This window comes from Lactonifactor longoviformis (genome assembly GCF_042848515.1).
GTDB lineage: Bacteria > Bacillota > Clostridia > Lachnospirales > Lachnospiraceae > Lactonifactor > Lactonifactor longoviformis.
On sequence record NZ_AP031453.1, the window covers coordinates 369,090 to 383,818 of the forward strand.

Here is a 14,729-nt window from a genome sequence, read left to right on the forward strand (position 1 = left end):
AAGTAAGACACATGTATCAAAAGATGTACGGGCTTACCAGAGGACCTGCCAGACAGTGCCATACAAGCTGTCTGAAAGGGGTACAAATTAAAACAAAATCTATGTAATAAAACAAAATATATGTTGATTTAAGAGCAGGATTATGTTATATTGATGGTGAATCCGGATAAGTTGCTAAGAATATTAGGTGAAGTGCACAAAAACTCTGGACAAAAAAAGAACATTAGAAAGGGAGGAAAAGGATGAGAAATAAGTTTTGGAGAAAATCAAAACGGGGACTCGCCTTGTTTATGGGTATTACCGTGAGTCTGACTTCCATGAATATGCCGGTTTTGGCGGCTGAGGCGGATGATCTTCCGTCAGCAAATGAGGCTGTTCTGGATGAGGAACCCGGAACCTATGAAGGTGATGTTCCGGATCTCTCACAGAATGAAACGGATGGAGAAAACCGGGAGGACGAAGCCGGGGATAATATACCATCAGAGGAGGACACAGACAGTGGAGAGGCTGCCCCTGTCATGCTCAATCAGGAGGCAGGCACAAATTATACTAATGAAAGCCCGTCCCTTCCGGGCATGGGAGAACAGCTTTACATTAACGATTTCACAAATATGGATGAACTGGATACCTATCCGGGGAACAATGCCGGTGATTTTAACTGTGTGGATAATGCACTTACTATAACCGGAGGTTCAGGTAATAAGGCAATCGTAAAGGAGCAAAGTTTTACAGATTTTGTAATAGAAGCAGATGTTACCGTGGATGCTCAGGCAGATATGGGTGACAAGTCCAGCTCTCAGGCCGGTATCCTGTTTCGTGCTTCTGAGGCCTCAGGCAATGTAGCTGATGGATATAATGGATATTACTTCTGTGTAGATGCTAAGAACAGCAAGGTCACTCTTGGAAAAACCAGGGGAAATCAGTGGACAGAGCTTGCCTCCAAGAAAACAACCGTTAATTTCGGGGAGACCTATCATCTGACCGTAGCTGTCTCAGGAGATAAGATCTCTTGTTATGTAGATTATAATGGAAATAATTTTGCCAAGATTGAAGCAAAGGACAGCGATCACGCGGCAGGAAGCGTAGGTGTCAGAAACTGGCTTTCCAATGCATCCTACAGGAACATCAGAGTCTCTGCCTATACAGAACCGGAAATCGAAGGGGATACTTATACAAACCCGCTCCTTTCCATGTGCGCAGATCCTGATGTACTGTACTACAATGGCACCTATTATCTGTATCCTACCAATGCAGGGGATGCCAATGACGATCAGGGAATTAAAGTCTATACATCAACAGATTTGATTCACTGGGCCGACAAGGGCTGGGCGCTCTCCAAGGATGATGTCTGGGGGAATGCAAACTTCTGGGCACCGGATATTATTGAGCGTGACGGTACCTTTTATATGTATTATGTATCCGAGGAACACCTCTGTGTGGCAACCAGCAAGTCTCCTCTGGGTCCCTTTGTCCAGGAAGAAAAGAAACCCATGCATGATGATATCAAGGAGATTGATGCTCATGTATTCCAGGACGACGACGGACAGTATTATATTTATTTTGTAAGATTCGATAACGGAAATGTGATCGAAGGCGCAAAATTAAATGATGATATGATGACCATGGATGACAGCACTATTACCCGTGTTCTGACACCTGACACAGGCTGGGAGACGGATATGGCCAGAGTGAATGAAGGGCCCTTTATGCTTAAGAAAGATGGTGTGTACTATCTTACATATTCAGGATCTCACTTTGAGAGCAATAATTACGGATCCGGGTATGCAACCAGCGACTCCCCTCTCGGCCCGTATACTAAATACGAGAACAATCCTATTATGCAGTCGAACTCCATGGTACACGGCGCGGGCCACCACGGAATCGCGGAATCCCCCGACGGCCAGGAGCTGTTCATGATCTATCACTGCCATAATAATCTGAAAGATACAGAACCCAGGCGCCTGTGCATTGACCGTCTTCAGTTTACAGAGGACGCAGACGGCAATACGGTACTGGAAGTAAAAGGACCTACAGTGACACCCCAGGCGGCTCCCTCAGGATCCGTGAATGTGGATAACCTCATTGAGGTAAAGAGTCCGGAAGGGGAGAATGTAGTAGAAAACGGAACTGCACCGGAAGACTGGAATATTCAGGCGAGCCTTATCACTTCTGCTCAGGAAAAAGGGGTAGAAAAGAAGGCTGCTGTAGAATGGAATGCTGAAGGCTACGACCCGGCAGACAAAGAAGAACAGAAACTTCAGGTAACGGGTACCGTGATTCTGCCGGAAGGCGTAGAGAATCTTGGTAATATTCCTCTGACAGTCACAGCCAATGTTACGGTTAAGAGAGATATGTCCACAGAAGATTCTCTGGACGAGATTCTGGGCAAGGTTGAGATCCGAAATAAGGATAACATTATGGAAAACATCACGCTTCCCACAGAGCAGGATGGCCTGGCGCTTACCTGGAAGTCTGATAAAGAATCCGTAATCTCAACAAAAGAAAAAGAGAATGACAATTATTACACCACACCTGCCGGTGTTGTTACCCGTCAGGACAAGGATACATCGGTGACCCTTACGGTTTCGGCGGAGAAGGACGGGGTAACCAAATCCCGGGAGATCAAAACAACCGTAAAGGCTAAGCCGGAGAAAAAAGAGTATACTGCTTATCTGTATGCCCACTTTAAAGAGCATCCGGGACAGGTGGGAGAACAGGATGTTTTCTTTGGCATCAGCAAGAACGGCCTGGACTGGACGGCCCTGAATAATAATGAAGCAGTATTAAAGTCTGAGGTTGGCGATAAAAAGGTCAGAGATCCTTATATTATCCGTTCCGCAGACGGGGATAAATTCTATCTGATAGCTACCGATCAGAATATCTACCAGTACGGCGGCGTTGACTGGGACAAGCTTTCCACCCAGGGAAGTCAGGCACTCACCATCTGGGAATCTACGGACCTGGTAAACTGGACAGATCACAGAAGAGTTGTTGTGGCAGATTCTGTCAATGCCGGCTGTGCCTGGGCGCCGGAGGCTATCTATGACGAGGGCACCGGAGAATATCTGGTATACTGGTCAAGCAAGGTGGCTGACGACAATTATGCAAGGCAGTATAACTTTGTATCCAAGACCAGAGATTTCTATACCTTTACAGAGCCTGAGGTATACAATGATCTGGGAAGTAATATTGATACGTCCATTCACAAAGAAGGCAATAAGTATTATAAGCTGATTAAGCTGGAGGAGGGTGATAACACCCATGTGATTCTTCAGTCTGCGGAGGAGCATCCTCTGGCATACGGGGAAGAAGTAAATGAAGTAGTCATCGGCGACAAATCCTACAAGAATCTGGGGGCAAATTATACCCAGATCGATAACTCTGCAGACGGCTGCCTGGAATCCTTCAGGGGTCCTTACGAAGGCGCCACCATGTTTAAGTTTAACGACAGAGACGAATGGTGCGTCATGGTAGATGAATACGGCGGACAGACCAGAGGTTATATCCCCTTTATCAGTGATGACCTGGATAAACCTAATAACGTAAAAGCCCTGTCTAACAATGATTATATTATGCAGGACGGCGGTAAACACGGTGTCATTCTTCCGATTACTCAGGAGGAGTATGATGCTTTAACCGCTAAGTGGGGTGTTGCAAAAGAAGAGATCAATGAGACAGAACAGAAAGAGCCCGTAATTTCCTATGATTTTGAGGAAGAACTTACAGACGGCACAATAAAAGATAAATCAGGGAATAATTTGAATGCCGCACTGTTCGGCAATGCTGCATACAAGTATGACGAAGAGAAAAAGAGTAATGTATTATACCTGGATGGTTCTAAGGGTACTTATGCACAGCTGCCAACCGGATTCTTCGACGGTATGGATAATCTGACTATAAGTATGGATGTAAAGCCTGAGACAACAGACACAAATCATGTGGACTTTAGTATAGGCCAGGATAATAACCGGTATATGTTTATCAGATTCCGTGACTATGATATTACTTCTGGTATCACAACCAGGAGCTGGCAGAACGAATATAAACTGGTAGACGGTGAGACCGGAAGACTTAATAAATGGGTGAATGTAAAGGTTGTGGTAGAGGGGCACAAGATGTCTATGTATGTAGACGATCAGCTCATCGCTGTCAATCCCCATGTGAGAAGTATCCAGGAGCTGGGAGCTGATCTGATCTCTTATCTTGGAAAGTCCTTCTATGATGACCCTTACTTTAAGGGATGCTACGACAATATCCAGATTTACAACAGAGCCATGAGCTCTGATGAAATCGTAACTGAGAGAAAAATGAAGGTAAAAATGGAGGCGGAAAACGCAAGACTTACTTTGCCTGCCAAGGCGGTGGACAGAGGAGACGCTTCCGGCGGCAGAAAAGTTGGAACGATTGATAATTCCAGCGCCACAGTAACCTTTACCGTGGATGCGCCAAAGGCTGGAACCTACAGAGTTGATATTGTATCAGGAAGCGGTACGGATCAGCCAAATGCATCCGCCAAATACTATGTAAACGGAGATATCTCCAACGCAAAAATTGTAGATTATATCCCTAAGGGATGGGATGTATGGACGGCCTATCCGGTGGAAGTGGAACTGAACAAAGGACTGAATACCTTTACCGTTACACATTCCGGAAGAGCAAACAGCTTCTCTGAACTGGACTATATTACATTCTACAATTATAATCCCAAGCTGGATTCCATCACATTGGACGGTGAACCTCTGGAAGGCTTTGACACTAACACTCATGAGTATTCCGTGGAAGTCAAAGACTTGAGCAAGATTCCGGAGATCAAAGCGCAGATGGCAGAAGAGTCCAAAGATTACTTTGATGTAAAGGTAACTCAGGCAGACAACGAGCTGCTTACCGGAAAGGTTGAGGTAACCTCCCCGCTGGATGAGAGCTTCCATGAGGAGTACACCATCCGCCTCTACGACAGCAGTGCATTTTCCAATCCTCTGGTGAATTATGGGGCAGATCCCTATGTGGCTTACCAGGATGGATATTACTATTATGTAAGGGTGCATAAGGATAAAGAAATCTATGTATCCCGCTCAAAAGAATTGAACAGAATCGCTGCAACGCAGCCGTATATGGTCTATACACCTGCGGAGGGTGAACCGGACAGAGAGCTCTGGGCGCCGGAAATCCACTATCTGAACGGCAAATGGTATATCTATTACACCGCGGGAGCCGGTAATGACCACAGAATGTATGTGCTGGAAAGCAAGACAGACAATGCTCTGGGCGAGTATGAATTTAAAGGAAAATTAGCACCGACCACAGACAAGTGGGCCATTGACCAGACAGTTCTGGAATACAACGGAAAATTATATGCCGTGTGGTCCGGCTGGGAAGGGGATGTAAATGTAGAACAGAGAATCTACATTGCCCAGATGTCAGATCCGTGTACCATTTCCAGTGAGAGAGTGGAACTCTCCCGCCCGGAATACGCATGGGAATTGAATGGAACACCAAGAATCAACGAAGGCGCACAGATTGCAGTATCACCGGACGGAATAACCAACATTATTTACTCTGCCAGCGGAAGCTGGACCGACGACTACTGTCTGGGCAGACTGACGCTGAAGAAAGACGGAGATCCAATGAATCCGGATGACTGGGAGAAGGGAACAGAGGCTGTATTTATGAAGAATGCACCTTCTACCTATTCCACAGGCCATGCCTGCTTTACAACTTCACCAGACGGCACAGAATCCTATATTGTGTACCATGCAACAAGAGGAGCCGGACAGGGATGGAACGGTAGAGGCGTGCGGACCCAGAAATTTACATGGAATGAAGATGGAACTCCTAATTTTGGCAAGGCAATTGCATATGATGCAAAAGTAAACAAACCTTCAGGAACACCGGATACAGAGCGGACCCGCATAGAAGCGGAAAGCGGAGAGCTTGCCAACGGTGCAGCTGTGGAAGAAACCTATAACTCCTCTGCAGGAAAGAAGGTAACAGGTCTGGACAATGAAGGCGCGAGTGTAACCTTCAAAGCAGATGTAAAAGATAAAGGTACCTATAAACTGTATCTCGGCGCAGCTACCAGCGCGGACAATGCGGGGCTGGCGGTATCTGTAAACGGTGGAGAAGCGGTTGCTAAAGAAGTGGTTTCCTTCAACGCTTCCCCAGGAAACGGATTATGCGTAGACAACTGGATGGGCTATGAACTGGAGGTTGAGCTGAACAGAGGTGAAAATACTATCTCTGTGGGCAAGAGTGCGGAACTGACAGCAGCGGATCTGGACTATATTGAATTAGAGCTTCTGGAGAAAGCGCCTTCAGCAGCGTGGGTTCAGGACGGAGATCGCTGGATGTATCAAAATGAGGATGGGTCTTTTGTTAAGGAAGACTGGAAACTCATTGAAGGCAAATGGTATCATTTTGACCAGGCAGGCTACCGGCAGTCCGGCTGGATTCAGGATGGAAAAACCTGGTACTATCTGGCGGATGACGGAGTGATGGTAACGGGCTGGCTGTCATATGGAAATGCCTGGTATTATCTGAAGAGCAGCGGAGCGATGGCTACTGGCTGGATTCAGGACGGACAACATTGGTATTACCTGAAGGGCGATGGAAAGATGGCCACCGGCTGGCTGCAGGATGGTAAAACCTGGTATTATCTGAAAGGCAATGGAATGATGGCTACCGGCTGGCTGCAGGATGGCAAGACTTGGTATTACCTGAAGAGCAATGGGGCTATGGCTACAGGCTGGCTGTTGGATGGTAAAAACTGGTATTACCTGAGAAGCAACGGAGCGCTGGTAACGGGCTGGCTGCTGGACGGAAAGACCTGGTATTATCTGAAGAGCAATGGAATGATGGCCACAGGCTGGCTGAAGGACGGAAAGACCTGGTATTACCTGAAGAGTAGCGGAGCCATGGCTACCGGCTGGCTGTTAGACGGAAAAACCTGGTATTATCTGAGAAGCAGCGGAGCAATGGCCACAGGCTGGCTGAAGGATGGAAAGACCTGGTATTACCTGAAGAACAGCGGAGCAATGGCCACAGGCTGGCTGAAACTTGGCAGCACTTGGTATTATCTGAAGGATAATGGAGCAATGGCCACAGGCTGGATTAAGGTGCAGGGCAAATGGTACTATTGCCAGTCAAGCGGCAAAATGGTTGCGGATGCATGGGTTGGTAAGTATTATGTAAATGAGTCTGGCGTATGGACAAGAACAAGGTAGTATGAAATAAGGAAAAGAAAAGGAGAAGGACTGTCCCCCAAAAAGGGAGCAGTCCTTCTCCTTTTGTCAGCTTCTGTGCATTGCCCGGAATGCTTTAGGGGTAATCCCCGTTAATTTTTTAAAACATTTGTTAAAATAACTGATGTTAGAAAAGCCTGACATAAGGGCGATTTCCAATACTGGCTTCTGTGTGGAAAGCAGCATGCCGCATGCCTTTTCAATCCGCAGATAATTCATATATTCCATGAGTGTTTTCCCAAAATGCTTTTTAAAGTATCTGCAGAAGTATTTGGGGGACATATGAAAGAAACCGGCAATCTCATTCAGATATAGTTTCTCAGAATAATGATCTTCCAGATAGGAAAGAATAGACTTATCAAAGCCGGAGGACTGCACGGTCTTCTGCTGGGGAACCAGCATATGTTCTTCGTACAGACAGCTGATAATCTGATAAAGCATGGCTTTTGTATAGAGCTGGTATCCGGGGCACTGCTGTTTGTTTTTTTCAATCAGCGTGAGGATGCAGCTGCTGATACTGTTTCGGCATGCAGACTGGCGGGGAATACTTGTGGGAAACAAAAGGGTTCCCTGTATAAGGGGCTTTAGATAAAAAGCCTGGCTATAATCTTCCCGGGCGAATCCCAGGGAGTCCAGAGGGAATACATAAGCGTAATAAAGGGATTGGGAATCCTCGGATTTAAACTGGTGAATCAGTCCGCTGTTAATAAAGCAGATATCCCCCGGCAATAGATTGTAATCCGTACCTTCCACTGTGAGCATAGTGGTTCCCTGAATCTGGCAGATTACCTCTATCTCCCTGTGCCAATGGGCGCTGACAAACAAATGCCCTGTCTCGTTATTCATTTCATAGTGCTGAAAAGGGAAGAGAAAAGTCCCCCTCTGCTGTACTTCCTGAAAGACTGAATCCATAGGCTCCCTCCCTTTTATGTGGTGAAAATAATGTTATTCCAAAGGCGAAAAAACAGAAGAATCCTGCAGTTATGTGAGATATAATTCCAGTATAATAAAAATCTGATAAAAATCAAGGAGAAAACAGATGGAGAAAAAATGGTGGCACGATAAAGTAGCATATCAGATCTATCCAAAGAGCTTTTGTGATACTAATGGAGATGGAATTGGGGATCTGCGGGGAATCATAGAAAAACTGGATTACTTGAAGGAGCTGGGGGCAGATATTATCTGGATATCTCCGGTATATTGTTCTCCTATGAAGGATCAGGGATATGATATTTCTGATTATTATAACATAGACCCTGTCTTTGGAACCATTGAGGACATGGAGGAGCTCCTGAGTGAAGCCAGGAAAAGGGAACTCTATATTCTGATGGACTTGGTTATCAATCATTGTTCCTCCGAGCATGAATGGTTTCAAAAGGCACTGCAGGATCCGGAAGGAGAGTACGGGCGGTATTTTTATATTCGAAGAGGAAAGGACGGGATGCCTCCCAACAACTGGAGAGGGAACTTCGGGGGCAGCGCGTGGTCCCGGATTGAGGGGACGGATCTGTATTATCTGCACACATTTCATGAGACCCAGCCGGATTTGAACTGGGAAAACCCGGCTGTGAGGAGAAAGCTGTATGAGATGATTAACTGGTGGCTGGAGAAAGGCCTGGCAGGATTCCGTATTGACGCAATTATTAATATAAAAAAAGAACTGCACTTTAGAAATTATCCTGCGGATCGGGAGGATGGTACCTGCAGTATCCGATGCATGCTGCAGGAGGCCCAGGGAATCGGGGAATTCCTCACAGAATTGAGAGAGAACACATTTGACCGTTACAATGCATTTACAGTGGCTGAAGTCTTTGACAATAAACCGGAGGAACTGGAAAAGTTTATCGGAGAAGACGGGTACTTTTCTACCATGTTTGATTTCAGCATTGAGTCTGCACGTACAGGAGACAACTGGTACGAGATGAATCAGCTGCGTCCGGAGGAGATAAAAAAAATTATCTTTGACAGCCAGGAAAGGACCCGGGAGATAGGTCTTCTGGCAAATATCATCGAAAATCATGACGAACCCAGAGGTGCCAGCGCCTTCTTTGCGGAGGAACCGGACCGTGAGGAAAGCAAAACCATGCTTGCCGTTTTACAGCTTCTCCAGCGAGGCATTCCTTTTCTGTATCAGGGCCAGGAGATAGGAATGACAAATGTTGTTTTCCAGGATATTGCTCAGGTAGACGATGTGGCTTCCAGGGATCAGTATCAGGCAGCGCTGGAGGCGGGATACAGCGAAGAAGAGGCCCTTAGAATTGTAAATCTGCGCAGCAGGGATAACTGCCGGACTCCCTTTCAGTGGAGCAGTGAAAAAAATGCGGGATTCACTGACGGCACTCCCTGGCTTATGGTAAACAGTAATTACAGAAAAATTAATCTTAAGAGCCAGCAACGGGATGAGAGATCCGTTTATTCTTTTTATAAAAAGCTAATCCGGCTGCGAAAAGAGGAGGAGTATAAAGATACCTTCGTATACGGAACATTCCGTCCGGCATACGAGGAACACAACAATATTTTTGCTTATTACCGGGAGAGTGAGAGGCAGAGAATTGCTGTGATAGCAAACTATCAGAAAGAATCACAGGAGCTTATGCTGACAGACCAGTGCGAAAAGGTTCTCCTCAATAATTACAGAGACCTCAGTCTGAAGGGTGGGAGACTGTATCTGGAAGGATATCAGGCGGTTGTTCTTCTGCTGAATAAAATTAGCTGTTAAGTATTGTATAAAACAGACAAAAAGTACCATGCTAAATTGTAGAAATAATGGAATTTATTTTTAAAACTTGCGGCACACTGTAAAGTGTGCTACTATAAAATCGTCAATTGGAAACGTTACCGGTAAAGATACCGACAACGTTTCCGAACGAGCGAAAGGATAACCGATAATTTAAAAGAATAAAGGAGGATTTATCATGAAGAAGAAGCTGGTAGCAGCAGCACTCTGTATGGCAATGACTGCTGTCACATTGGCAGGGTGCGGAGAGGACAAGGGAGCGTCATCTGCTGAGGGGAGCGTATATTACCTGAACTTTAAACCGGAGGTAACGGATATCTGGGAAGAGATTGCTCAGAAATACACGGAAGAAACGGGTGTAAAGGTAAAAGTTGTCACTGCAGCGGGAGGAAATTACGAGTCAACCCTGAAATCTGAGATCGCCAAGTCAGATGCACCTACCCTCTTTCAGATTAACGGACCTATCGGATACCAGTCCTGGAAGGATTACTGTGCGGATCTGAGCGACACAGAATTCTATAAGGCTCTGACCGATCCGTCTCTGGCTATTACAGGAGATGACGGCGGGGTATACGGAGTGCCCTATACAATTGAAGGCTACGGCATTATTTACAACGATGAGATTATGCAGAAATATTTTGCTATGGAAGGAGCAGCAGCTTCTTCTGTGGATGAGATTACAAGCTTTGATAAGCTGAAAGCGGTTGTTGAGGACATGCAGAGTAAAAAAGATGCCCTGGGAATAAAAGGCGTGTTCGCCTCCACCTCCCTGCTGCCCGGAGAAGAGTGGAGATGGCAGACACATCTTGCCAATATCCCCGTGTACGCGGAATATAAGGATAAGGATGTGGATGACTTAAAGGAAATTGATTTTACCTACGCGGATAATTTTAAAAATACCTTTGACCTGTATCTGAACAATTCCAGCACAGAGCCTACCATGCTGGGCAGCAAGGGTGTGAATGATTCTATGGCAGAATTTGCCCTTGGCCAGGTGGCTATGGTACAGAACGGAAACTGGGCATGGAGCCAGATTGGAGAGGTTCAGGGGAATGTAGTCAAAGAAGAAAACATTAAGTTTATGCCTATCTATACCGGCCTGGATGGAGAAGAAAATCAGGGCCTCTGCATCGGTACAGAGAACTACTTCAGCATTAACAGCCAGACCTCAGAGGCAAACCAGAAGGCATCTGTTGATTTTGTGAATTGGCTGATTAATTCTGACACAGGGAAAGATTATATGACCAATAAGCTGGGCAATGTGGCGCCGTTTACTACCTTTAACGATGAAGAAAAACCACAGGATCCTCTTGCAAAATCTATGCTGGATTCCATGGAAAGCGGCAAAGAATCCATTCCGTGGGTATTTACTACCTTCCCCAGCCAGACCTTTAAAGATAACTTTGGAGCGGCCCTTTTAGAGTATGCACAGGGCAGCATGGAGTGGAGCGATGTTGTAAACACAGTAAAAGAACAGTGGAAGGCTGAGAAAGCAGCCGTTCAGGAGTAGATATCAGGGCGGGCAGCTTTGGCTGTCCGCCGGTACTACCGGATAAGGAGAAGGAAATGGATAAAAATCTGAAAAAATATTTTCCTATATTTGTACTTCCTACTCTGCTTGCATTTTTTATTGCTTTTGTGATTCCCTTTATTATGGGTGTATACCTGTCATTTTGCGACTTCACTACAGTAACGAATGCAAAATGGGTTGGAATCGATAATTACATCAAGGCGTTTACCAACAAAGAATTCCTCAATGCCCTTTGGTTTACCGTCCGGTTTGCAGTGGTAGCGGTTATCTCCATAAATGTGTTTGGATTTCTTCTGGCCTTGCTCCTGACCAGAGGAATCAGGGGGACGAATTTATTCCGCACCGTATTCTTTATGCCAAACCTTATCGGCGGTATTGTGCTGGGCTATATCTGGCAGTCTATGATAAACGGTGTGCTGGCCAAATATCAGGTTACTATGCTGATGGATGCCAAGTATGGTTTCTGGGGGCTGGTAATTCTTATGAACTGGCAGCTCATTGGCTACATTATGATTATTTACATTGCGGGACTGCAGAACATATCGCCCGATTTGATGGAAGCCGCGAAAATAGACGGCGCCACCAGCTGGCAGGCGTTAATTAAAATTAAGATTCCCATGGTAATGCCGTCCATTACCATCTGCCTGTTCCTTACAATTGCCAATTCCTTTAAGATGTTTGACCAGAACCTGGCGCTCACTGCCGGAGGGCCGTCTAATAAGACAACTATGATGGCGCTGGATATCTATAATACGTTCTACGGGAAGGTGGGATTTGAGGGAGTTGGCCAGGCAAAAGCGGTAGTATTCTTTGTTATCGTGGCTATCATTGGAATCTCACAGGTAGTATTATCCAGAAAGAAGGAGGTGGAAAGCTGATGAAAAAACAAAAAGCGGCGGATACAGGCATTCTTTGCCTTTTGATTGTGCTGGTAGTTGCCTTTATCACACCTATCTTCTTTGTGCTCATGAACTCTTTTAAAGGAAAGCTTTACATCAGTGAGAATCCATTTAGCTTTCCAAGAGGAGAATTGTTCGCGGGCATCACCAATTACACAGAGGGAATCCGTAAGACCGGTTTTTTCCAGGCCTTTGGGTATTCGGCGTTTATCACAGTGTTCTCTGTGCTTGCAATTGTTTTATTTACCTCTATGACGGCATGGTACATCACCAGGGTAAAAAATAAGCTTTCCTCAGTTTTATACTATACTTTTGTATTTTCCATGATCGTACCCTTCCAGATGATTATGTTTACGATGTCAAAGCTTGCAGATACCTTAAAGCTTAATAATCCTCTGGGGATGGTGGTACTTTATCTGGGATTCGGAGCAGGGCTGTCGGTGTTTATGTTTTGCGGTTTTGTGAAGAGCATACCACTGGATATTGAGGAGGCGGCTATGATCGACGGCTGTACGCCGCTGCAGACCTACTTTCAGATTGTATTTCCCATCTTGAAGCCAACAGCCATTACGGTGGCAATATTAAATGCAATGTGGGTGTGGAATGACTACCTGCTACCATATCTGGTGATAGGAGTATCCACAAAATATAAAACCATTCCCGTAGTGGTACAGTATCTGATGGGGTCTTACGGAGCGAAAGACTATGGATCCTTGATGGCACTGCTTGTGCTGTCTATTATACCGATTATTATATTTTATTTATTCTGCCAGAAGTATATCATTGAAGGTGTAGTTGCTGGCGCAGTAAAAGGTTAGGAGAATTGTAAATGCGATCAAGTGGAATATTACTGCCTGTTTCCAGCCTGCCATCGGAATATGGCATTGGATGTTTTTCAAAAAGTGCATATGAGTTTGTTGACAATTTAAGAGAGGCGGGGCAGAGATACTGGCAGATTCTGCCTTTGGGACCTACCAGCTACGGAGATTCACCGTATCAGTCTTTTTCCACTTTTGCAGGAAATCCTTATTTTATTGATTTAGAGGCACTGATACAGCAGGGACTATTGACAGAAGAAGAATGCAGAACCGCGGACTTTGGAGAAGATGCCCAATACGTGGATTACGAGAAACTTTACAGAAGCAGAGATGCATTGCTGGGGACGGCATGCCGAAGAAGCGGGCTGAGAGAAAGCCAAGAGTTTCGGGACTTTTTGGCCGAGCAGAGAGAGTGGCTGGAAGACTATGCTCTGTATATGGCAATTAAGAAGAAAATGAATCATGTCAGCTGGTTGGAATGGCCCTGCGAACTGCGGGACAGAGATCCGGATACGATGGAGACCTGTCGGAGGGAACTGGGGGAGGAGATTTATTTCTATCAGTTTGTACAATATGAATTTTACAGACAGTGGAATCAGCTCAGACGCTATGCCAACCGTCAGGGAGTTCGGATCATTGGGGATATTCCCATCTATGTGGCGCTGGACAGCTCAGATGTTTGGGCAGACCGGGAGTTGTTCCAATTCGGGGCGGACGGACTGCCATCAGCCATAGCGGGCTGTCCCCCGGACGGTTTTTCGGCCACCGGACAGCTGTGGGGGAATCCCCTTTATGACTGGGACCGCCACCGGGCGACCGGATATGAGTGGTGGATCCGGAGGATGAGATGCTGCAGTGAGTGGTATGATGTGGTGCGGATCGATCACTTCCGGGGATTTGACCAATATTATGCCATTCCTTTTGGGGATAAGACTGCAGAGCATGGCCAGTGGCAGGATGGCCCCGGCCTGGAACTCTTTCAGGCCATACAAAGGGAATTGGGAGAGATACAGGTCATTGCAGAGGATCTGGGATTTATTACAGAGGGAGTGGAGAATCTGGTCCGGGATACGGGATATCCAGGGATGAAGGTACTGGAATTTGCCTTTGACTCCAGAGAGGCCAGCAATTATCTTCCCCATACGTATACCTCTAATTGTGTAGTGTATACAGGCACCCATGACAATGAGACCATTACCGGCTGGTATCAGAATCTCTGTCCGGAGGATCTGGAGTACTGCCGGGAATACATGGGGAACTGCCGGACACCCCTGAAAGAGATTCACTGGGATTTTATCCGGCTGGCTATGATGAGTGTGGCTAAAATATGCATCATTCCCATGCAGGACTATCTGGGGTTAGACAACAGAGCCCGTATGAACCAGCCTTCCACAGTGGGAGGAAACTGGAGATGGAGACTGCAGAAAGGCCAAACCGATCCAAAATTGCTTGAAAAAATACGGAAATTAACTATAATTAGTGGTAGGTGTAACTGCTGATGATAGA

Annotated in this window: 7 protein-coding genes; 6 read left to right on the plus strand and 1 reads right to left on the minus strand. The window is 46.0% G+C overall.

Going from position 1 to position 14,729, the window contains the following annotated elements; all coding sequences use genetic code 11:
- The first annotated feature begins 242 nt into the window (after positions 1–242).
- Positions 243–7,220, plus strand: a complete 6,978-nt coding sequence (locus ACGHCT_RS01620; protein ID WP_390437843.1) for a family 43 glycosylhydrolase — start codon at positions 243–245, stop codon at positions 7,218–7,220.
- A 66-nt stretch (positions 7,221–7,286) separates the two neighbouring features.
- On the opposite strand, the gene ACGHCT_RS01625 is transcribed toward ACGHCT_RS01620, so the two are convergent.
- Positions 7,287–8,150, minus strand: coding sequence for an AraC family transcriptional regulator (locus ACGHCT_RS01625; RefSeq protein WP_390437845.1), 864 nt, complete (start codon positions 8,148–8,150; stop codon positions 7,287–7,289).
- 127 nt (positions 8,151–8,277) lie between these two features.
- On the opposite strand from ACGHCT_RS01625, the gene ACGHCT_RS01630 reads away from it, so the two are divergent.
- The 5 genes from ACGHCT_RS01630 to malQ all read left to right on the plus strand — a co-directional run bounded on the left by ACGHCT_RS01630 (position 8,278) and on the right by malQ (position 14,722).
- Positions 8,278–9,957, plus strand: coding sequence for an alpha-glucosidase (locus tag ACGHCT_RS01630; protein WP_226902383.1), 1,680 nt, complete (start codon positions 8,278–8,280; stop codon positions 9,955–9,957).
- Between the two features lie 196 nt (positions 9,958–10,153).
- Entirely contained in the window at positions 10,154–11,485 is a 1,332-nt protein-coding gene (locus ACGHCT_RS01635) for an ABC transporter substrate-binding protein (protein ID WP_154257149.1), read from the plus strand.
- 56 nt (positions 11,486–11,541) lie between these two features.
- Positions 11,542–12,384: a carbohydrate ABC transporter permease gene (locus ACGHCT_RS01640; RefSeq protein WP_154257147.1), complete on the plus strand. Its 843-nt coding sequence runs from the start codon at positions 11,542–11,544 to the stop codon at positions 12,382–12,384.
- Positions 12,384–13,223, plus strand: a complete 840-nt coding sequence (locus tag ACGHCT_RS01645) for a carbohydrate ABC transporter permease (RefSeq protein ID WP_256280918.1) — start codon at positions 12,384–12,386, stop codon at positions 13,221–13,223. The genes ACGHCT_RS01640 and ACGHCT_RS01645 overlap by 1 nt, the downstream gene beginning before the upstream one ends.
- 11 nt (positions 13,224–13,234) lie before the next feature.
- Positions 13,235–14,722: a 4-alpha-glucanotransferase gene (gene malQ / locus ACGHCT_RS01650; protein ID WP_256280916.1), complete on the plus strand. Its 1,488-nt coding sequence runs from the start codon at positions 13,235–13,237 to the stop codon at positions 14,720–14,722.
- Positions 14,723–14,729 lie beyond the last annotated feature (7 nt).

Excerpts from the sequence above, each read along its gene's own strand:
- malQ (WP_256280916.1), top strand. The coding sequence starts at position 13,235 with ATGCGATCAAGTGGAATATTACTGCCTGTTTCCAGCCTGCCATCGGAA.
- ACGHCT_RS01630 (WP_226902383.1), top strand. The coding sequence starts at position 8,278 with ATGGAGAAAAAATGGTGGCACGATAAAGTAGCATATCAGATCTATCCA.
- ACGHCT_RS01640 (WP_154257147.1), top strand. The coding sequence starts at position 11,542 with ATGGATAAAAATCTGAAAAAATATTTTCCTATATTTGTACTTCCTACT.
- ACGHCT_RS01620 (WP_390437843.1), top strand. The coding sequence starts at position 243 with ATGAGAAATAAGTTTTGGAGAAAATCAAAACGGGGACTCGCCTTGTTT.
- ACGHCT_RS01645 (WP_256280918.1), top strand. The coding sequence starts at position 12,384 with ATGAAAAAACAAAAAGCGGCGGATACAGGCATTCTTTGCCTTTTGATT.
- ACGHCT_RS01625 (WP_390437845.1), bottom strand. The coding sequence starts at position 8,150 with ATGGATTCAGTCTTTCAGGAAGTACAGCAGAGGGGGACTTTTCTCTTC.
- ACGHCT_RS01635 (WP_154257149.1), top strand. The coding sequence starts at position 10,154 with ATGAAGAAGAAGCTGGTAGCAGCAGCACTCTGTATGGCAATGACTGCT.